General features: G+C 69.5%; 18 protein-coding genes. 15 read left to right on the top strand and 3 right to left on the bottom strand.

Annotated elements, in window-relative coordinates:
• The 4 genes from AU196_RS18125 to AU196_RS18110 all read left to right on the top strand — a co-directional run bounded on the left by AU196_RS18125 (position 1) and on the right by AU196_RS18110 (position 6,249).
• The gene (locus AU196_RS18125) at positions 1 to 2,364 is read left to right on the top strand and encodes a lysylphosphatidylglycerol synthase transmembrane domain-containing protein (protein ID WP_059096455.1); all 2,364 of its coding nucleotides are present in this window, start codon (positions 1 to 3) and stop codon (positions 2,362 to 2,364) included.
• Positions 2,365 to 2,454: 90 nt separating this feature from the next.
• Positions 2,455 to 3,885 (top strand): LLM class flavin-dependent oxidoreductase, encoded by a 1,431-nt coding sequence (locus AU196_RS18120; protein WP_059096454.1) that lies wholly within the window; start codon positions 2,455 to 2,457, stop codon positions 3,883 to 3,885.
• A 1-nt stretch (position 3,886) separates the two neighbouring features.
• Positions 3,887 to 5,056, top strand: coding sequence for an LLM class flavin-dependent oxidoreductase (locus tag AU196_RS18115; RefSeq protein ID WP_059096453.1), 1,170 nt, complete (start codon positions 3,887 to 3,889; stop codon positions 5,054 to 5,056).
• Entirely contained in the window at positions 5,053 to 6,249 is a 1,197-nt protein-coding gene (locus AU196_RS18110) for an SfnB family sulfur acquisition oxidoreductase (RefSeq protein WP_059096452.1), read from the top strand. The genes AU196_RS18115 and AU196_RS18110 overlap by 4 nt, the downstream gene beginning before the upstream one ends.
• Positions 6,250 to 6,337: 88 nt before the next feature.
• On the opposite strand, the gene AU196_RS18105 is transcribed toward AU196_RS18110, so the two are convergent.
• The 3 genes from AU196_RS18105 to AU196_RS18095 are packed head-to-tail and all read right to left on the bottom strand — an operon-like array spanning position 6,338 to position 7,302.
• Entirely contained in the window at positions 6,338 to 6,553 is a 216-nt protein-coding gene (locus tag AU196_RS18105) for a hypothetical protein (protein WP_059096451.1), read from the bottom strand.
• Positions 6,554 to 6,586: 33 nt separating this feature from the next.
• Complete coding sequence (locus tag AU196_RS18100) at positions 6,587 to 7,039, bottom strand: carboxymuconolactone decarboxylase family protein (RefSeq protein WP_059096450.1); 453 nt, start codon at positions 7,037 to 7,039, stop codon at positions 6,587 to 6,589.
• 44 nt (positions 7,040 to 7,083) lie between these two features.
• Positions 7,084 to 7,302 (bottom strand): hypothetical protein, encoded by a 219-nt coding sequence (locus AU196_RS18095; protein WP_059096449.1) that lies wholly within the window; start codon positions 7,300 to 7,302, stop codon positions 7,084 to 7,086.
• Positions 7,303 to 7,419: 117 nt separating this feature from the next.
• Here AU196_RS18095 and AU196_RS25625 point away from each other — a divergent pair, with 117 nt between their 5' ends.
• From AU196_RS25625 to AU196_RS18045, 11 genes are all read left to right on the top strand, one after another.
• Positions 7,420 to 7,557: a hypothetical protein gene (locus AU196_RS25625; protein ID WP_157546465.1), complete on the top strand. Its 138-nt coding sequence runs from the start codon at positions 7,420 to 7,422 to the stop codon at positions 7,555 to 7,557.
• Between the two features lie 42 nt (positions 7,558 to 7,599).
• On the top strand, positions 7,600 to 8,283 hold the full coding sequence (locus tag AU196_RS18090; RefSeq protein WP_197415832.1) for a DUF3060 domain-containing protein: 684 nt from the start codon (positions 7,600 to 7,602) through the stop codon (positions 8,281 to 8,283).
• Between the two features lie 104 nt (positions 8,284 to 8,387).
• On the top strand, positions 8,388 to 8,966 hold the full coding sequence (locus AU196_RS18085; RefSeq protein ID WP_059096447.1) for a YdcF family protein: 579 nt from the start codon (positions 8,388 to 8,390) through the stop codon (positions 8,964 to 8,966).
• A 79-nt stretch (positions 8,967 to 9,045) separates the two neighbouring features.
• On the top strand, positions 9,046 to 10,035 hold the full coding sequence (locus AU196_RS18080; protein WP_059096446.1) for an SDR family NAD(P)-dependent oxidoreductase: 990 nt from the start codon (positions 9,046 to 9,048) through the stop codon (positions 10,033 to 10,035).
• A gap of 33 nt (positions 10,036 to 10,068) precedes the next feature.
• A complete protein-coding gene (locus AU196_RS18075; RefSeq protein ID WP_059096445.1) occupies positions 10,069 to 11,046 on the top strand; it encodes a hypothetical protein in 978 nt (325 codons plus the stop codon).
• Positions 11,047 to 11,105: 59 nt separating this feature from the next.
• The gene (locus AU196_RS18070) at positions 11,106 to 11,975 is read left to right on the top strand and encodes an LLM class F420-dependent oxidoreductase (RefSeq protein WP_059096444.1); all 870 of its coding nucleotides are present in this window, start codon (positions 11,106 to 11,108) and stop codon (positions 11,973 to 11,975) included.
• 104 nt (positions 11,976 to 12,079) lie between these two features.
• Entirely contained in the window at positions 12,080 to 13,522 is a 1,443-nt protein-coding gene (locus AU196_RS18065; protein WP_059096443.1) for a DUF3375 domain-containing protein, read from the top strand.
• Positions 13,519 to 14,208, top strand: coding sequence for a DUF4194 domain-containing protein (locus AU196_RS18060; RefSeq protein WP_059096442.1), 690 nt, complete (start codon positions 13,519 to 13,521; stop codon positions 14,206 to 14,208). Before AU196_RS18065 ends, AU196_RS18060 begins: the two co-directional genes overlap by 4 nt.
• On the top strand, positions 14,201 to 17,563 hold the full coding sequence (locus AU196_RS18055; protein WP_059096441.1) for an ATP-binding protein: 3,363 nt from the start codon (positions 14,201 to 14,203) through the stop codon (positions 17,561 to 17,563). The genes AU196_RS18060 and AU196_RS18055 overlap by 8 nt, the downstream gene beginning before the upstream one ends.
• 97 nt (positions 17,564 to 17,660) lie before the next feature.
• Positions 17,661 to 18,677, top strand: coding sequence for a TIGR03617 family F420-dependent LLM class oxidoreductase (locus AU196_RS18050; RefSeq protein ID WP_059096440.1), 1,017 nt, complete (start codon positions 17,661 to 17,663; stop codon positions 18,675 to 18,677).
• Positions 18,674 to 21,031 (top strand): AAA family ATPase, encoded by a 2,358-nt coding sequence (locus AU196_RS18045; protein ID WP_059096439.1) that lies wholly within the window; start codon positions 18,674 to 18,676, stop codon positions 21,029 to 21,031. Before AU196_RS18050 ends, AU196_RS18045 begins: the two co-directional genes overlap by 4 nt.
• The last annotated feature ends 20 nt before the right edge of the window (positions 21,032 to 21,051 follow it).

The raw sequence follows: 21,051 nt of genomic DNA, 5'->3' as shown, positions 1-21,051 counted from the left end.
ATGCGAGTCGACGGGCGGGAGATCGCCGTAACGGGCAGCTTGCTGCTGCCGCTGACTCGACGCACCAACGACATCCTGCGCCTGGCGTTGGCGACGGTGCTGTTGGCCGTCGTGATCACCAGTTCGTTCATCACCCGCTACGAGTGGAGCGCGCTCGAACAGTCGATCTCCGAGATCGTCGGGGTGCTCACGCCGACGCAGTCCAACCTGGTCTACCTCGCCTACGGCGTCGCGATCCTGGCGCTGCCGTTCGTGATCCTGGTCGGTCTGATCATCGTGCGGCAGTGGCGGTTGCTCGGCGCGTTCGCCGCGGCCGGGTTGATCGCGACGCTGTCGTTGTCGATCACGGGTAACGGGATCGCGGCGCCGACATGGCATTTCGACCTGTCCGAGCGGCTCGACACGCTGCTCTCGCAGATCCTCGACGATCCGCGGTGGATCGCGATGCTCGCCGCGGTGCTGACGGTCTCGGGGCCGTGGGTGCCCGCACGGTGGCGGCGCTGGTGGTGGGCGCTGCTGCTGGCGTTCGTGCCGATCCATCTGGTGGTCAGCGCCGTCGTCCCGGCCCGCTCGCTGCTGGGGCTGTCGGTGGGCTTCTTCGTCGGGGCGCTGGTGGTGCTGGTGGTGGGCACACCCGCCCTGGAGGTGCCGCTGGCCGACGCGGTGCGGGCGCTGGCGCGGCGCGGATTCGAGGTGACCGCGCTGACGGTGGTGCGGCCGGCAGGCCGCGGCCCGCTGGTGATGACCGCCGACACCGCGGGCCAGGGTCACGCGACCGTGCACATGTACGGGCCGAACCAGCGAAGTGGCGGCGCCGTCCGGCAGGTCTGGCGCAAGCTGCGGCTGCGGTCGTCGGAGACGGCGCCGCTGCAGGCCTCCTTGCGGCGCGCCGTCGAACACCGGGCGCTGATGGCGATCGCGATCGGCGAGGCGGGCCTGGCCAACACGTCGTCGGTGGCGGCGGGGACGCTGGCGCGCAGCTGGGCGCTCTACGCGCACGACGCCGTCCACGGGGTGCCGCTCGACGTCGGCACCCCGCCGGAGAAGGTGTGGGAGGCGTTGCGCGATCTGCACGCGCGCACGATCTCCCACGGGGACCTGCGGGCGGCCGAGATCACCGTCGACGACGGTACGGTGCTGTTCGGCGGCTTCGGATACGCCGAGTACGGTGCGACGGACACGCAGCTGCAGACCGATGTCGCTCAGCTGCTGCTGACCACCGCCGAACTGCACGGCGCGGAGCGGGCTGTCGCCGCGGCGATCGAGGTGCTCGGCGCGGAGGCCGTCCTGGTCGCGTCGCGCCGTCTCACCAAACACGCGGTGGGCGGAAGGTTCTGGAAGCTGCTCCCCGATGCGCGGGCCGTCGCCGCGGCCACCCGCGAAGAGGTGATGCGGCAGACCGGAACCGACAGCATCAGCACCGAGAGCATCACCCGGTTCACCCGCAACCAGATCATCCAGCTGGTGCTGATCGGCGCACTGGTGTACGTCGCCTACCCGTTCCTCACCGCCGTCCCGACGTTCTCCAACGAGCTGCGCAACGTCAACATGTGGTGGGCGCTGCTCGGGCTGGCCGTGTCGGCGCTCAAGTACCTCGGCGCCGCGGCCGCGCTGTGGGCGTGCGCCGACGGGCTGGTGACCTTCCGGCATCTGGCGCTGATGCAGGTGGCGAACACCTTCGCCGCGACCACCACCCCGGCCGGAGTGGGCGGGCTCGCGCTGAGCACGCGGTTCCTGCAGAAGGGCGGACTGGGCGCGGTGCGGGCCACCACCGCGGTGGCGCTGCAGCAGTCGGTGCAGGTGGTCACGCACATCACGCTGCTGATCGTGTTCAGCTTCGTGGCGGGCGCGTCGGCCGACCTGTCGAAGTTCGTCCCGTCCACCACGCTGATCTATCTGATCGGCGGGGTGGTGCTGGGCCTGGTCGGGGTGTTCCTCGTGGTGCCGAGCCTGCGGCAGTGGGTGCTCACGACCGTCCGGCCCAGGCTGCTCGAGGTGCTTCAGGACTTCCGCGACCTGGCCGCCGAACCGCAGCGGCTGGCGCTGATCGTGCTCGGTTGTGCGGCAACGACATTGGGCGCCGCGTTCGCGCTGTGGGCCAGCATCGAGGCGTTCGGCGGGGACACGTCGTTCGTGACGGTGACCGTGGTGACGATGGTCGGCGGCACGCTGGCCTCGGCGGCGCCCACCCCGGGCGGTGTCGGCGCGGTGGAGGCGGCGCTGATCGGCGGGCTCGCGGCGTTCGGGGTGGCCGCGGCGGTGGCGGTCCCGGCGGTGCTGCTCTACCGGGTGCTGACGTGCTGGCTGCCGGTGTTCATCGGCTGGCAGGTCATGCGGTGGCTCACCCGCCGGGAGATGATCTGACCCCTCCCCGCCGAACGGCGCAGGCATCGCCCCAGAATCGCGCTGAGTCGAACCCGTGACCGGCCCGGCGCCATCGGCAACGATTTCGCGGTGACTCGTGTGATCCGCTTCAACGCCTTCGACATGAACTGCGTCGCCCATCAGTCCCCCGGGCTGTGGAAGCACCCCGAGGACCAGTCCTGGCGGTACAAGGACCTGCACTACTGGACCGAACTGGCCCAGCTGCTCGAACGCGGCCGTTTCGACGGGCTGTTCATCGCCGACGTGCTGGGCACCTACGACGTGTACGGCGCCAGTGACGAGGCCGCGATCCGGCAGGCCGCGCAGGTGCCGGTCAACGATCCGCTGCTGCTGGTGTCCGCGATGGCGTACGTCACCGACGACCTCGGCTTCGGGATCACCACCGGCACCGGCTTCGAACACCCCTATCCGTTCGCCCGGCGGCTCTCGACGCTCGACCACCTGACGAACGGCCGCATCGGCTGGAACGTCGTCACCGGCTATCTGCCCGCCGCCGCGCGCAACATGGGCCAGACCGACCAACCCGCCCACGACGCCCGCTACGACCACGCCGACGAATACCTCGAGGTCCTCTACAAGCTGTGGGAGGGCTCCTGGGAGGACGACGCCGTCGTCCGCGACGCCCAGCGCGGCATCTTCACCGATCCGGCCAAGATCCACCACATCGGCCATGAGGGAACGCATTTCACCGTCCCGGGCATTCACCTGTCCGAGCCGTCACCGCAGCGCACCCCGGTCATCTACCAGGCCGGCTCCAGCCCGCGCGGGGTGCGGTTCGCCGCCGAGAACGCGGAGGCCATCTTCACCGCCGCTCCCACCAAGGCGCTGCTGCGCGAGACGGTGACCACGATCCGTCGTGAACTCGAGATCGCCGGCCGCGATCCGTACGCGGTGAAGATCTTCAACCTGTCGACGGTGATCACCGCCGCGACCGACGAGGAGGCCCACGCCAAGCACGCCGAGTACCTGTCCTACGGCGACGCGGAGGGCGCGTTGACGTTCATGTCCGGGTGGATGGGCGTCGACCTGGCCCGCTTCGGGCTCGACGAACCCGTCGGCAACGTCGATTCCAACGCGATCCTGTCGGCGGTCTCGGCGTTCCAGTCCGCCGACCCCGACGGCCGCGAGTGGGCCGTCCGCGACATCGCCGAATGGGGCAAGATCGGCGGCATGGGCCCGCGCATCGTCGGTTCCGGTGTCTCCGTAGCCGATACGATCCAGGAGTGGGTGGACGAGACCGACGTCGACGGCTTCAACCTCGCCTACGCCGTCACGCCCGGGTCGTTCGCGGACTTCGTCGACCACGTCGTGCCGGTGCTGACCGCCCGCGGCGCCTACCAGTCGTCTTACGCGCCGGGTACGCTGCGCCACAAGCTGCTCGGCCGCGGCGACCGGCTGCCCGAGGAGCATCGCGGCGCGCGCTACCGTGTCGGCGGGCCGGCGTCCACGATCATCGACCGGCCCTCGACCGTGCCGTCCTCACCAGCGGGAGGCCGCTGACATGACCATCCACTTGCACTGGTTCCTGCCCACCTACGGCGACAGCAGGCTGATCGTCGGCGGCGGTCACGGCATGCCCGCGGGCGCGGCCCACGGTGACCGCGACGCGTCGATCGACTACCTCGGGTCGATCGTGCGGGCGGCGGAGTCGTTCGGCTTCACCGGCGCGCTGATCCCGACGGGCGCGTGGTGCGAGGACGCGTTCATCACCGCGGCGCTGCTGGCCCGCGAGACCACGTCGCTGGCCTTCCTCGTCGCGTTCCGCCCCGGCCTGGTCAGCCCGACGCTGTCGGCGCAGATGGCCGCGACGTTCGCCCGGCACGCGCCGGGCCGCATACTGCTCAACGTCGTCGTCGGCGGCGAGGCGCACGAGCAGCGCGCGTTCGGCGACCACCTCGACAAGGACGGCCGCTACCAGCGCTGCGACGAGTTTCTCGAGGTGGTGCGCCGCCTGTGGGCGGGTGAGACGGTGTCGCTCGACGGCGAGCACATCCAGGTCGAGAACGCGGCGATCCCGACGCTGCCGAACCCGGTGCCGCCGTTGTACTTCGGCGGCAGCTCGGCCGCCGCGGGGCCGGTCGCCGCCAGACACGCCGACGTCTACTTGACGTGGGGCGAACCGCCGGCGGCGGTGGCCGAGAAGATCGACTGGATCCGCCGGCTGGCCGAAGCGGAGGGTCGCCAGGTCCGCTTCGGCATCCGCCTGCACACCATCTCCCGCGACACCGCCGACGAGGCGTGGCAGCAGGCCGACAGACTGGTCGCCGCACTCGACGAGGACACCGTCCGCAAGGCGCAGGAAGGGTTGCACCGCAGCCAGTCCGAGGGCCAGAAGCGGATGCTCGCCCTGCACGAGGAGAACCGGCGCAACGGCAGCTGGAACGACGCCCGCACCCTCGAGGTCGCCCCGAACCTGTGGGCCGGTGTGGGCCTGGTGCGCGGCGGCGCCGGCACGGCGCTGGTCGGCAGCCACGCCGAGGTGGCCGACCGGATCGCCGAATACGCCGAGATCGGTATCGACGAGTTCATCTTCTCCGGCTATCCGCACCTCGAGGAGTTGTTCTGGTTCGGCGAGGGCGTCGTGCCGATCCTGCGCGAGCGCGGGCTGTTCAAGGGCCAGGCCACGTCGGCGTCACCGGCGCACATCCCGTTCATCGGCGCGACGCGATGACGGTGATCGCCACCGCCGACGACGCACTCGACGTCGCGGCGAAGCTGTCCGCGGAGTTCGACGCCGAGGCCTCCGCTCGCGACGCCGAGCGGCAACTCCCGCACGAGCAGGTCCGCGCACTGAAAGAGTCGGGGCTGCTGGCGATCTCGGTGCCGGTCGAGCACGGCGGCATCGACGCGCCCGCGACCGTGCTGGCCGAGGTGTTCCGGCTGATCGCCCACGCCGACCCGTCGCTGGCGCAGATCCCGCACTCGCATTTCGTGTTCCTCGAAGCACTGCGGTTGCAGGGCACCGCCGCCCAGCAGGCCTACTTCTACCGGCAGGTGCTCGACGGCGCACTGCTGGTGAACGCACAGTCCGAACGCGGGCCGCATCCGATCGACGTCGACACGACCACGCTGACCCGGAACCCGTCGGGTGACCACCTGCTGACGGGACGCAAGTTCTACTCGACGGGTGCGCTGTTCGCGGACTGGGTGGTCGTGCGGGCGTCGCTGGACGACGGGTCGGTGCCGACGGCGTCGACGCCCAAGGCGGTCGCGTTCGTCCCGCGCGATGCGGCCGGCGTCTCGATCGTCGACGACTGGGAGGGGATGGGCCAGCGGACGACGGCGTCGGGCACCGTGACGCTGACCGACGTCGCGGTGCCCGACGAACACGTCGTGCCGTTCTCCCCGATCTTCTCCGAGCCGACGACCTATGGCGCGCGAGCACAGTTGCTGCACAGCGCGATCGATGTCGGCATCGCGACGGGTGCGCTGGCCGCCGGGGTACGCCAGGCGGAACGCGCGCGCCCGCACTTCGAGGCGAACGTCGCGACGGCGGTCGACGATCCGACGCTGATCCAGGCCGCCGCCGAGTTGACGGTGACAGTCCGCGGGGCGCAGGCCCTGCTCGCCGACGCCGCCCGCGCGGTGGATGTCGCGACCGAGCACCTGACCGACGAGTCGGCGGCCGCGGCGTCGGTGGCCGTGGCCGTCGTGAAGGTGGCCGCGGTGCGCGCGTCGCTGGAGGCGTCGACCGGGCTGTTCGAATTGGGCGGTACGCGAAGCGCTTCGGTCTCGGGCAACCTGTCCCGCTACTGGCGCGACGCGCGCACGCACACGCTGCACGACCCGGTGCGGTGGAAGCTGCAGCACATCGGCCGCTACACGCTCGCGGGCACGCACCCGCCCCGCCACGGCCAGATCTAGGGTCCCTACCACCCCCCGCGAGGGTGCGTGTCTGCACACGACACGCCGCGAGGAGTGCAGCAGTCTGCGCACGCTCGCGGTGGGTGTCTCAGGTGTAGAGCGCGATCGGCTGCACGTCGCCGGTCAGGTAGTGCGCGCCGACCTCGAGCCTCTTGTAGTCGACGGGGTCGTGCAGTGAATGCGTTCGGACGTTGCGCCAGAACAGATCCAGCCCCACGTCACTGCGGGCGGAACTGGAACCGGTGACCGCGTAGACGCGGTGCGCGCCCTCGGCGATCCCCAGGTACATGTTGCCGAGGCGCACAGAGAAAAACTCAGTGCGATCTTGACTTGCGCATCATCGAACGGTGTGACCGCTCAGGATCGAGACGCGGTTGAACGCGTTGATGGTCGTCGCCACCCAGATGACCGCGGAGAGTTCGTCGTCGTCGAGAACCTCGCGGGCCAAGGCGTATTCGCGTTCGGCGGCGTCGTGGTCGGGCAGCGTGGTGGTGATCTCCGCCAGGCGCAGCGCGGCCTGTTCGCGCTCGTCGAACAGTTCGGTGTCCCGCCAGACCGACACCGTCGCGAGTTGTTTGGCGCTCACGCCGGCGTCGTCGGCGCGGCGGTGGTGCACCTCGAGACACGAGGCGCAGCCGTTGAGTTGGGATACCCGTACGTTGACCAGTTCGACGAGGCTGCGCGGCAGGCCGGTCTCCTTGGCCAGCGCGGTGACGGCGGTCGAGACGCCGATCAGCGATTTGTACGCCGACGGCGAATGCTTGTCGATGTGGAGGTGCCGGGTGCCCATCGCCCGATGCTACGCAGCATCCGGCGGCCTTCGGACGGGCGCGCTCAGCAGACGGTGCCGAGGATGACCGCGCTGGAGATCAGCGCGATGATGATCGCCGCCGTGGACTGTCCGAGGGTCAGGGCGCCGATGACGCCGATGAGCCCGAGGATGAACACCGCGGTCAACAGGACGGACTGAACGGTGTGGCGGTCGGCCGGCTTGGCTCGACGGGTTACCGCGGGCTGGGCCGGAGTCAACGAACCGTCGTTTACCGCATCCATGGTTCGGCCTTTCGTTGTGGTGGCGGACACAATTTAAACTGATCGTGATCGCAATCACAACCGGATCCGGCAACGCACGTTGTCATGCGGGCTCGGAGCGGGCACGACTAACGCCAGTTGATCGCGTCGTCGGTGTCGCGGGCGCTGGACGGCGAGTTCCTCGAGTCGGGCCTGTGGGGGCTGATCACCGTGCTCGGCGTGGTGTTCGTCGGGGCGACGGCGGTGGTGCAGCAGGTGCGCTCGCAGACCCGCTGATCAGCCATTGAGCAGGGGCGATGCGTGTGGGAGCATCTGCGCATGAACCCGCAGGACGACCCCGAGGCCCGCATCCGTGACCTCGAGCGCCCGTTGGCCGACCGGGCACAGACGTCCGAGCTGGGCACCCAGCCCTACACCGTCGCCGGGGCGTATCCACAGCCGGTCTACGACACGCCGTATCAGGCTGCGCCGCAACCGTATTCGAAGACGACCTCGCATACGGGCGTGATCGTGCTGGTGGTCGTGGTGCTGCTGCTGCTGGTCTTCGGCGCGGGCGTGGCGATCTACTTCGCGAAGGCCGGGCCGGGCGACGGGGCGGTCACGGCGGGCCGGCCGACGATCGCCGGCGGTGGCGGGGCGCTCGACGAGACGCCGGAGGCGCCGGCCACCGGGGAGTTGCCGATCGTGATCCTGCCCGGCGGGCCGTCCGGTGGCGGCGAGGCGATCGCGCAGGCGCCACCGGGCGGGCAGTTCAGCGTGTCGGGTGTCGAGGGCGACAAGCGAGTTGCCTGTAACGACAGCCTGATCAGCGTGAGCGGGGTGTCGAACACGGTGACGATCACCGGGCACTGCGTGAGCGTGACGGTGTCCGGAGTGAGCAACGAGGTGGTCGTGGAGAGCGCGGACCGCATCAGCGCGTCGGGTTTCGAGAACCGGGTGACGTTCCAGACCGGCGACCCCCAGATCGACAGCTTCGGGGACAACGTCGTCGAGCGCGGCTGAGGCACTCCCCCCAGCCCGAACCTCGTCCGTAACACCTGCGACAGAGATCACGATCACACCGTCAGCACCATCAACCCCGGTGGTCGCAGGAGTCGGAGAGGCGTATGCGGAGATCCTGGAGAACCGCCGCGGCAGCCGTGGCGCTCGCAGCGGCCGCCGTCGTCGCCGACGTCTCCCCGCCGGTCGCCCATGCGCAACCTGCCGTCGCGGTCAAGGACTTCTCGAAGCCGGCCATCGTCATCCTGGGCTACGGCCTGGAACCCGACGGCACCATGCGACCGATCCTGCGCCGCCGCGTCATCACCGGCCTGACGGTCGCCCAGTTCTTTCCACAGTCGCCGATCATCGTCACCGGCGGCAACCCCCGCAACGGCATCACCGAGGCCGCCGCGATGCGGCGCATGCTGACCATCCTGGGCTTCCCCGCCCACCGAATCATCGTGGAGGACAAGGCGAACAGCACCGTTCAGAACGCCCGCTTCTCGGTGCCGCTCGCCAGGGAGGCGGGCACCTCGGGCATCATTCTCGTCACCTCGTCGACCCATCAGGACCGTGCCGACGGCAACTTCGTCGACGCGGGCGCGAACGTGCTCGCGACGGTCAGCTATCCCGACGGCAACCCGCAGGTGAACGCCGCGCAGTTCGCCCGCGACGTCATCAGCCCGCTCGTCAACCAGAGCTGACGCGCCCCAGGGTTTCACCGGACACTACGAGGGGTACTGTCCGGTGCCATCCTTCCGCAACGCCGCAACCGGGGGTTCGATGAAAGTTCTGGTCACAGGGGGCACCGGTTTCGTCGGCGCCTGGACCGCCAAGGCCGTTCAAGACGCCGGCCATCAGGTCCGCTTCCTGGTCCGCAAACCCGAACGCCTGACCACCAGCGCGCAGAAGATCGGTGCCGACATCGGCGATTACGTCGTCGGCGACATCTCCGATCCCGAGTCGACCGCCGCGGCGCTCGACGGTTGCGATGCGGTGATCCACTGTGCGGCAACGGTTTCCACCGACCCGGCGATGGCCGACGAGATGCTGCGCACCAATCTCGAGGGCGCTCGGTACGTCCTCGGCGGCGCGGCCAAGGCCAAGCTGGACCCGATCATCCACGTCTCGAGCTTCACCGCGCTGTTCCGTCCGGGCCTCGACGTGCTGAACGCCGACCTGCCCGTCACCGGCGGATCCGACGGCTACGGGAAGTCGAAGGCCGTCGTCGAGGCGTACGCCCGGGGCCTGCAGGATGCCGGGGCGCCGGTGAACATCACCTACCCGGGCATGGTGCTCGGCCCGCCCGCCGGCGACCAGTTCGGCGAGGCCGCCGAAGGTGTCGAGGCGTCGATCAAGATGCGCTCGGTGCCCGGACGCGGGGCGGGGTGGATCGTCATCGACGTCCGCGATCTGGCCGCGCTGCACGTGGCGCTGCTGGAGAAGGGCCGCGGACCGCGCCGCTACATGCTGGGCGGCCGGCGGGTGCCGGTCGGTGAACTGGCCTCGGTGATCGGCGACGCCGCCGCCCGCGACCTGGCGCCGATCCCGATCCCCGACGTCGCGCTGCGCACCGTGGGCCGGATCTTCGACGTGATCGGCGACCAACTGCCGTTCGAGACGCCGATCAACTCAGCGGCGATGCAGTACTACACGCAGATGCCGACGTCCGACGACTCCCCCGCGGAGCGCGACCTCGGCATCACCCAGCGCGAGGTCGCCGAGACGATCGCCGACACCGTCGCGGGACTGCGCGAAGTTGGTCGCCTGTAGCCCGTTGTCGGTGCCCTCTTCTAGCCTCGGGCCATGGGGGCGAGGCGTCAGAACGACCACGGTGCCGGCTTCGCGGCGGTGTTCGTGCTGCTGGTCGTCCTCGGCCTGATCGTCGAGTACTTCTTGTGGTTCGCCGGCGCGGCGGCGTTGGTGGGCGCGTTCTTCGCCGCGCGCGCGATCGTGCGGGGAGTCGAGAAGCGTCGCCTCGAGGCGGCTGAACGGGACGCCGAACTGGCGCGACGCGCCGAGCAACAACACCGGTGGACCTTGCGCGGCGACAGGAGAGGTGTCTTCGGCCCCGGCGGCGCCGAGGCGATGGACGCGATCTCCCCGGCACCGAGACTCGAGGACACCGGCGGCGCACCACCTGATCTTCCGGCGGTGGCCGCCGTCGCGTACACCAAGGAAGATTTGGCCGTCCTCCTGCGGGACAAGCCGCCGTGCTGGCAGTGGGCGGCTTTCGCGTCCGTTCTCGTGCAGCGGCGCGCGCCGCTGCAGGCGCGATTACGCGACAGCGCACTGGGTTTCACCTCCGCCACGGGAGAGCGTCTGTACACCGGCACGCGGGTGGTGCACTACTTCAGCGGGCTGCTCGACGAGTTGGTCGTCCTCGTCGACCAACTGGAGAGCTTCATGCGGGCGCCGGCCTTCACCGACGTGTTCGGCCATGACGAGCAGACCGCCGACGCCGACGGTGTCGTGCACACCGCCAACCGGCTGATGGATTACCACGACCGGTTGCTCGACATCTCGGAGCGCTGTCGCAGCGTCTCGGTCTCCGGTGAGTACGCCGACGTGCTGCGCGACTGCGCACGGGTGGCGGACATCCCGCTGCAGGCGTATCGCACGTTCGTCGACGAGTTCGTCGAGCGGGTCGGCGAGATGCCCCAGTTGTTGCGCTACGCGAACGGAGGCATCGTCGAGGCGGATCCGGTGGTGCTGCACATGGACATCGACGAGCAGTTGACCAGCCGCATCGCCAGACGGATGAACGCGATCCTGGCGGATTGACCTCACATTCGCCGGCGAAGGTGGGAATGGGACGCCGGTCACACCGGTTGTCCGGAGACATGGAACTCGGATACCACGTACCCATCTTCGACATCGACGGCGGAACGACGGCCATCGCCGGTGAACTCGCCCGCGTCGGCCAGGCGGCGGAAACGTCCGGTGCGACCTGGCTGTCGTTCATGGACCACTTCTTTCAGATCGAACCGACCGGCCTGCCCGCCGAGGCGAACATGCTCGAGGGCTACACGTCGCTCGGCTTCATGGCCGCCCACACCTCCACCATCGAGCTCGGCCTGCTGGTCACGGGCGTGACATACCGGCATCCCGGGCTGCTCGCCAAGACGGTGACGACGGTCGACGTGCTCTCCGGCGGACGGGCGTGGCTGGGAATCGGCGCCGCCTGGTTCGAACGTGAACACCACGGGCTCGGCGTGCCGTATCCGCCTGTCTCCGAGCGCTTCGAGCGTCTGGAGGAGACGCTGCGGATCTGTGCGCAGATGTGGGATCCCGCAAACAACGGGCCGTTCGAGGGCAAGCACTACCAGCTGGCCGAGACGCTGTGCAATCCGCAGCCGATCAACAAGCCGAAGGTGATGATCGGCGGTAGCGGTGAACGTAAGACCCTGCGACTGGTGGCGCAGTACGGCGACGCGTGCAACCTGTTCGGCTCGCCGGACGAGGTGGCGCACAAACTCGACGTGCTGCGGCGGCACTGCGACGACGTCGGCGGCGACGTCGACGACATCCGCGTCACGATCCTCGCCCACGACGGCCCCACCCCGGACACCAAGGACGAATTCGTGCGCGCCATGGCCGAATACGCGAAGGTCGGCGTGCAGACCGCGATCGTCATGCCGCCGGGCGGATCGCCGTCGTCGTGGATCGAAGGCATCGCGCCGGTCGTGCCGCAACTCGCCGATCTGGGGTAGCGGGCGCGTGGACCTCTAGCCCCCGCACCGCCGATGTCCCCGCCGTGGCCTATGTTGGGTCGTCCGGCCACGGGCGAGGCAGACGGACGGGGACAGATCGAGAAATGCAGGTGGACGACAACAGGGGGCTGTCGGCGGCTGAGCTGCTCGAATTCAACCGCGACCTGCACGGATCCCGGGCGATTCGGTTGCTGGCCACCCACAACCTCGGGCTCTACGCGACGCTCATGGAGCGCCATCTCAGCGACGGTGTCGTCCCCGAGACCGAACTGGTGGTGCGCCTGGAGCGTGACCTGCACGACCTCGACCCCGATGGCCAGTCCGGCCTGGCGCTGATCAAGTCGTGGGCCAGCCAGGGCTGGCTGCACCGCATCGTCGACGAACGCAGCGACCAGAACATCTGCTACCTCACCCAGGACGCCCGCCGCGCGCTGGACTTCCTGCGCGGAATGCGCCGCCAGGACACCATCGCCACCGGCGGGTCGATCAACGGCATCGCCTCGCGCCTCAAGCAGGTCGCGATCCGCGTCGGCAACGACCCCGCGCGCATCCGCAAGAGCATCGAAGCCGAGATCGCCGCGCTGCAGGCCGAGCTCGACGAGCTCGACACCGGCCGGCGCCCCGAGCCCGATGTCACCGACGCCTACGACGAGGCCCGCGCGATCGCGCTGCAGATGGAACGGCTCATCACCGACATCGGCCAGTACGGGTCGATGATCGAACAGGCGACCGCGGCGCTGGACGAGCCGATCGACAGCAATGCCGAGTACCGCGACCGGCAGCGCCAGATGTACGCCGACTACCAGGCCGCGTGGGATTCGCAGGGCCGCGACAGCCACCGCGCGTTCCTGCGGATGATCAACGACCCCGACCAGCGCGCGGAGTTCGAGGCCGACGTCGCGGCGGTCGCCGAGGCGTTGCCCGCCCTGGATCCGGCGCTGCGCAAGGTGATGGCCGGGTTCTTCGAACTGGTGGGCCACCAGATCGACGAGGTCGAACGCATCCAGCAGCGCTGCGCACAGCGGGTCAAGCGGTTCACCGCGTTCGGGACGCTCGAGCAGAGCCGCGGGGTGGCCCGTCAGCTCAACGAGGCGATCGGCGCCGCGCGGGCCCTGCTCAAGACGTCGTTGGCCGACTCGCGGCTCGGCATCGACGTGCCGCTGGCCCGCCACGCAATCAGCTCCGTCGGCGCGCTGACCTTCAAGATCGGCGACCTGTCCGCACCCAAACCCGCCAAACCCGCTGGGGGCGAGGTGGATCTGGCCAGCTTCGCCGCGCTCACCACGCAGGTCGACGCGCCCGCGATGTCGGACATGCTGAACGAGGCGCTGCCCGTGTCCCTGCCCGACGCGGTGGCGATGCTGGACAACGCGTACCTCGGCCACGTGATCGTCCTGTGGTCGTGGGCGTTGAAGCAGCCCTTCGACGGCCCGCCGGCGTCGACCACCGTGCGGTTCCGGTCCCTCGACGGCCGTGACCGCGAAATAGCCGTCCCCGCATTGATGTTCACCGAACCGATCACCACCCTCGCCGGAGTTTCGCAGTGACCACCGAGCCGGACATCGACTTCTCACAACTCCCCCAGGTCGACCAGAACGCCCGGCCCCCGCACCAGCACAGGCCGCGGTTCGACGGCGACGTCTCCGAACTGCCCGACCGGGCGTGCTGGGCGCTGCAGAACCTGCTCACCCGCCGCTACATCAGCGCCGAGTCCGACAGCGATCTCTACAGCTGGGTGCTCGAGTACCGCAAGCAGCTCAGCGTGCGGCTCTCCGAACTTGACCTGATCCTGCGCATCGTCGACGGCACCGACGTCGCGTTCGTCGAACAGGCCCGATACGAATCTGCAAGGGGCGCCAAGCTTCTGCGCCGCGAACCGCTGGGCACCTACGATTCGATCCTGGCGTTGCACCTCGCGCAGATGATGCGCGCCGCCGGCGGGCAGAGCGTGCTGATCAGCCGCGAGGAGATCCACGGCCTGTTCTCCGGCGTGCTCAACGACACCGACCGCGACGCGGTGACGTTCACCGCGCGCATCGACGGCGCGATCGCCCGCCTCGCCGGGCTGGAGATCCTGCGCCGCAGCCGCGACGACGAGGACAGCTACACCATCAGCGCGGTGATCACCGCCGTGATGACGGCGAGCGTGATCACCGAACTGCAGCAGCAGTTCGAACAGCTGCTGGGCGGCGGCCCCGCGCCGGAGGACCAGGAGGAAGTGGCCGTTGACTGAACAGTTCCACCTGTCCCGGCTGCAGGTCATCAACTGGGGTGTCTTCGACGGTTACCACTCGATCCCGTTCAGCCCCGGCGGAGCGCTGATCGCCGGCGCCTCCGGCAGCGGCAAATCCTCGCTGCTGGACGCGATCTCGCTCGGCTTCCTGCCGTTCAACCGACGCAACTTCAATGCCTCGGGCGACAACACAGCAGCCGGGTCGAGCGCGGGCCGCCGCACCGTCGACAAGTACGTACGCGGCGCGTGGGGCCAGCGCAGCGACGGCGGCACCAGCCGGGTGATGTACCTGCGCGGGGACGGCACCGCCTGGTCGGCGGTCGCGGTCACCTACGCCGGCGACTCGGGGCGCACCGTGACCGGCCTGGTGCTCAAGTGGCTGACCGGGGAGTCGCGGTCGGACTCCTCGAGCCGGTTCGTGATCGGCGACGGGGACCTCGACATCGAGGACGTCTGCAACCGCTGGGCGGCGGGGCGTTTCGACACCGGCGTGTTCAAGAGTCACGGCTGGCGGTTCAGCACCAAGGTCGAATCGCAGTACCTGGCGCAGCTGTACGCGACCATCGGCATCCGCGCCTCAGACGCCGCCCAGCAGTTGCTCGGCAAGGCGAAGTCGCTGAAGAGCGTGGGCGGCCTCGAACAGTTCGTCCGCGAGTTCATGCTCGACGAACCCGACAGCCTGGCGCGCCTGCCCGAGGCGCTCAAGCAGATCGACCCGCTCGTCGAGGCGCGTGAACTGCTCGCGGTCGCGCAGCGCAAGCGCAAGATCCTCGGCGACATCGAGAAGATCCAGCACCGCTACGCCTCGGAGTCGTCGGATCTGGGCATCATCGACCTGGTCGACCTGCCGATGGTGCGCGCGTACACCGACCACGTCCGGCTAGCGCAGTGTCCGGCGCAGATCGCGCAGCTCGACACCACGATCGACCAGCTCGACAACGAGTACGAGGACGTCACCCGAAGCCTGAATCTCGCCAAGGCCGAGGCGGATTCACTCAACGCGCAGATCAGCGGCAACAGCGCGAGCATCGGGCCGCTGCAGTCGCAGGTGACCGCCGCCGAGACCGAGGCCGAGCAGGTGTCGCGCCGGCGCAGCGCCTACGAGGACATGGTGACCGCTCAGGGGCTCGACGTGCCGGACACCGCCGAGGAGTTCTGGAACCTGCGCGAGGAACTGCTCACCGAGGCGACCGAGCTGCTGGCCAAGGTCGAGCGCAACCGGGAGGCGTCCACCGACGCCGAATACGCCCAGAAGGCGGCGCGCATCGCCCGCGACGACGCGGCCAAAGAACTCAAACGCGTCGAACACGTCGGGTCGGCGCTGCCGGAATTCGCGCTGCTGATGCGCGACCAGATCTGCGCGGCGATCGGCGTCGAGGCGGCGGAGTTGCCCTACGTCGCCGAACTGATGGATCTGCGTCCGGACCAGACGCGCTGGCGGATCGCGGTGGAGAAGGTACTGCGCGGGGCGGGTCTGCGGCTGCTGGTCCCCGACCAGCACTGGACGAAGGTCCTGCAGTTCGTCAACGCGACGAACATGCGCGGGCGGCTGGCGCTGCACCACGTGCGGGCGAAGCTCTACGGGGCCGAACCGGTCGACCCCGAGCCGAACACGTTGGCGGGCAAGCTGTTCGCCGTCGACCCGAGCCATCCGTGCGCGGCCGAGGCCGTCGACGTCGTCACCGGGGCCGGTGACCACATCTGCGTCGACACCCCCGACGTGTTCGCGCGGTTCCGCCGCGCGGTCACCGACACGGGGCTCTACAAGGACTCCGACCGGTTGGCGATCAAGGACGACCGCCGCCCGCTCAAGCAGTCGGAGTATCTGTACCAGGGCGACGTGTCGGCGAAGATCAACGCGCTCACCGTCGATCTCGCCGCCGCCGAGGAGTCCTACCAGAAGGCCCGGCGCGCCGCCGATGAGATCGCCGCGCAGCGGCAGCAGTGGCGCGACCGGGCGGCCGCGTGCAAGGCGATCTGCGAGCAGTTCCCGCAGTGGAGCCACATCGATGTCGAGACCGCCGACGGGCACGCCGACCGCTTGCGCGAACAGTACGAGCTGCTGCTCGCCGACCACCCCGACATCGAGGCGCTCAACGCGCGCGCCGACGAATGCTGGTCGCAGATCCAGGTGTTGATGACGCGCCGCGGAGCGATCCAGACCCGCCGCGACGATCTCGACTCCCGGCGCACGCAGCTTCTGGAACTGTCCGAACGGTTGCAGCCCGCCTTCGTGTCGGAGCCGTTGACCGAGCTGCTGCACCGTTACGCCGGGCAGGTCCCGGTGACGCTGGAGCTGCTGAACCCGGAACCACACCGCGATGCGCTGTTCGCGGCGATCAAGAAGGAGCGCGAGCAGCTGCGGGAGAGCCGGCGCCGCTCCTACGACGAACTCGCCCGGATCCTCAACACGTTCGACACCGCGTTCCCCGACGCGATCCCCAACGACAGCACCAACTTCGACGAGCGCGTGCACGACTACGTGGCGCTGTGCCGGCACATCGACGAGCGTGAGCTGCCCGAGGCCTACGAGCGGATGATGCGGCTGGTGACCGAGCAGGCGCCCGACGCGATCCTGACCCTGCACCGGGTAGCCGAGCAGGAGGCGCGGCGCATCGCCGAGCAGATCGAGCGGGTCAATACCGGGCTCGGGGCGGTGGAGTTCAACCGCGGCACCCGGTTGACGCTGCGGGCCACGCCGCGGCAGCTGACCGCGGTGTCGGAGCTGACCGAGATCGTGCGGGCGATCTCCCGGCGCATCGCCGAGGTCGGCCTGGGCGACAAGCAGGCGATCCTCGACCAGTACGCCGACATCCTGCGGCTGCGCAACCGGCTGGCGTCTCCGGCGCCGGAGGACAAGGCGTGGACGCGCGATGCTCTGGACGTCCGTAACCGGTTCACGTTCGACTGCGCGGAGTGGGACATCAGTACCGAGGAGCTGATCCGTACGCATTCGAACGCGGGCGACAACTCCGGCGGTGAGCAGGAGAAGCTCATGGCGTTCTGCCTGGCGGGGGCGTTGAGCTTCAACCTCGCGAACCCCGAGAGCACCGACAACCGGCCGGTTTTCGCGCAGTTGATGCTCGACGAAGCGTTCTCCAAATCGGATCCGCAGTTCGCGCAGCAGGCGCTGCAGGCGTTCCGCAAGTTCGGATTCCAATTGGTGATCGTGGCGACGGTGCAGAACGCGACGACGATCCAGCCGTACATCGACAGCGTCGTGATGGTGAGCAAGACGGAGGCGACGGGCCGCAACGCCCGCCCGGTGGCGACGGTCGCGACGCGGACCATCTCGGAGTTCGGAGAGCTGCGCCGCGAGATGCGGGCCGGCGCGAAGGTGCCCGCCGGGGTGTGACGCACGGCCCCGTCGCCGAGTGTGAAACCACTGCGAGAATTCGGCCGGAAAATCGCAATGGATTCACATTCGGCAAGCACCGCGTAGGGTGCGAAACGTGCACGTCGACGCGATGACGACCCCGCAGCCACTGCAGTCGATCGGCGATCTCGCCCGGCGCACGCAGACGGCCGGTTTCGACGGTCTGCTGTTCACCGAGACCGGGAGAACCGCCTACCTCAACGCCGCGGTGGCGGCGCAGGCGGCGCCGGGTCTGGAGTTGTCGACCGGGGTGGCGGTCGCGTTCCCGCGCAGTCCCTTCGTGACCGCCGCGACGGCGTGGGAACTGCAGGAGGCGACGGACGGCAGGTTCCGGCTCGGGCTCGGCACGCAGGTCCGCACGCACGTGGTGCGCCGCTACGGCACGGAGTTCGAGCATCCGGGCCCGCGGCTGCGGGACTACGTGCTGGCGGTGAAGGCGTGCTTCCGGGCGTTCCGGACCGGCAAGCTCGACCACCGCGGCGACTTCTACAGTCTCGACTTCATCACCCCCCAGTGGAGCGCCGGGCCGATCGACGCGCCGGACCCCAAGGTCGACATCGCCGCGGTGAATCCGTGGATGCTGCGGATGGCCGGTGAGGTGGCCGACGGCATCCATGTGCATCCGCTCGGCGAACCGGGTTACATCGCCCGGCACGTGCTGCCGAATCGCGCTGAGGGAGCGGCGAAGTCGGGCCGCTCACCGGAGGACATCGCGCTGATCGTGCCGGTGATGACGATCGTCGGCGACACCGACGAGGAACGTCACCGCGAACGCGAGCTGGTGCGGGCGAGCATGAGCTTCTACGGCAGCACGCCGAACTATGCGTTCATCTGGGACGAGGCCGGCTTCGAGGGCACGACAGCCCGGATCCGGGAGAAGCAGAAGGCCGGCGACTACGCGGGCATGGCCGCGCAGATTTCCGACGAGCACATCGCCACGTTCGCGACGGAGTCGACCTGGGACGGCTTGGCCGACGCGCTCACCGCCGCGTACGGCGACACCGCCACGCGGCTCGTGTTCTACAACGCGCTGTCCGACCCTGAGCGGTTCGAACGCTACGGCGCTGTGGCGCAACGCTTGTCGAGACCATGACGCAGGGCCTGGTCCTCACCGACGAGTTCCGGGAGGCGTTGGCGCTGCTGGCGGGTGGCCGGCATCTGTTCCTGACGGGCAAGGCCGGCACCGGTAAATCCACGCTCATCCGGCACTTCATGGCACAGACGGACCGCAGCGTGGTGGTGGTCGCGCCGACCGGCATCGCGGCGCTCAACGTCGACGGCTACACCGTCCACCGGCTGTTCGGGTTCCGCACCACGACCACGCTGGCCGACGTCACCGGCGGCGAGTACCGGCCGGGCCGGTTCGCCAGGACGCTGGCGTCGCTGCAGACGCTGATCATCGACGAGGCGTCCATGATCCGAGCCGACGTCTTCGACATGGTGGCCACCGCGCTGCAGCGGTACGGCCCGGAACCCGGCGCACCGTTCGGCGGAGTGCAGATCGTCCTCGTCGGCGATCTGTACCAGTTGCCGCCGGTGGTCGGCGACGGCGAGGCGGGCTACTTCTCGTCGGTCTATGACACGCCGTACTTCTTCTCGGCCCGCACGTTCTCCCGCGACGACTTTCCGACGATCTCGTTGACGACGGTGTTCCGCCAACTCGGTGACGATCGAATGACCGCCATCCTCAACGAGATTCGTGAAGGCATCCTGCTGGGGCATGCGCAGGCGCAGCTCAATGCCCGCGCCGACAAGGACTTCGTGCCGCCCGACGACGAGTTCTGGTTGACGCTGGCGCCGACCAATCGGCTGGTCACGGCGCGCAACCGCCAGCAGCTCGAGCGGCTGCCCGGCGACGAGATGCTGCACCGTGCCCGCGAGTCCGGCGACCTGTCGCTGTTCGACAAGCCGATCGAGGACGAGCTGCGGTTCAAGGTCGGCGCACAGGTGATGATGCTCAACAACGACCAGGGCGACCGGTGGGTCAACGGGTCGATCGGGCGCGTCGTCGGGGTGGGCTACGACCGGTACGGCGTGGTCGTCGAGGTGGAGTTCGCCGACGGATCGTGCGCAGACGTCACGCCGCTCACCTGGGAGGCGACGCGTCCGGTGGTCGACGGCGGTGCGCTGCGGCGCGAGGTCGTCGGAACGTTCACGCAGTTGCCGTTCAAGCTGGCGTGGGCGATCACCATCCACAAGAGCCAGGGCCAGACGCTCGAGCGGGTGGTCGTCGACCTGACCGGCGGCATGTTCTCGACGGGCCAGCTCTACGTGGCGTTGAGCCGCTGTACGTCGCTGGCGGGCCTGGTGCTCAAACGCCCTGTGCTGCCGAAGGATCTGAAGACCGACCGGCGTATCGCGCGGTTCCTGCGCAGCTCGGTGGAAAGCGCCGCCGCGCGGAGGTACTGCGCGATCGGCATGCTCACCGTCGGCGACGAGGGTCGGATGTCGCGGCCGCGGCCGGTGGAGCTGGCGGTGGCGTTCGACGACGGCACCGCGGTGTCGACGCTGGTGAACCCGCAGCGCGATCTCGCCGATGCGCGGAAGGCGTACGGCATCGGCGTGTCCGACGTGTTGTTGGCGCCGACACTGCGGGAGGCGTGGGCGGTGATCGCACCGATGCTGGCCGGTTGCACGCCGGTCGGGCCGGGGGTGGACGAGACCCTGGGACTGATCGACTTCGAGCTCAAACGATGCGGGCATGTGGCGGTGATGCCGCTGGGTGTCGAACTACGCGGGGCGAGAGTGTTGGGCCGGACGGCGCTCGAACGTGCGCGGTCGACGCTCGCGGCACTGGCCTCGGCGACCGTCGAGGAGGGCTCGTCGGCGTTCGAGGAACCCGAACCGGGGAATTCGGTTTCGGGTCTGCTGGTCAGCCGCGACCCCGACGTGCCGACGCCGGCGGCGGGCCATCTCCCGGCGTTGTCGGCGCTGCTGCGGGTCAGCCGCGATGTGGGGGCGGTGCTGCTGGGCGCGTCGGTGCGCCGAGGCCTCGACTCCTCCTGGGACGCGGCGGCGCGGCTGGCGGTGGCCGACCAGTTACGTGCGGCCGCCTCCAGGGCACTGCTGCCCGGCGAGGTGGTGGCACGCCTGCACGAGGCGTCGACGCTGCTCGGTGTCGACGTGGTGGGCGAGGCCGGGTCGGTGACCCGACACGACATCGGCGACACGTTGGTGCCCGGCGCGCGGATCTGTTTCACCGGAACGGCTCTGGACCCGTCGGGGCGCGTGGTGGAGCGCGACGAGATCGAGCGGATGGCCGAGGCGGCGGGTTTGACACCGGTGCGGTCGGTGACCAAGACGCGGTGCGAGGTGCTGGTGACGGCGGAGGCGGGCACGCAGTCGGGCAAGGCGCGCAAGGCGCAGGAGTACGGCAAGCCGGTGTTCACCGCCGAGGAGTTCTTCGCCTGGCTGAGCGGTGTCACACCGCCGACGTCGCGTGGGTGACACCACGCGGTGACGCTGCG

The organism is Mycobacterium sp. IS-1742, from assembly GCF_001500125.1.
Lineage (GTDB): Bacteria > Actinomycetota > Actinomycetes > Mycobacteriales > Mycobacteriaceae > Mycobacterium.
The sequence above is the reverse complement of the archived record's forward strand: the minus strand, read 5'-3'. Positions and strand labels throughout refer to the sequence as shown.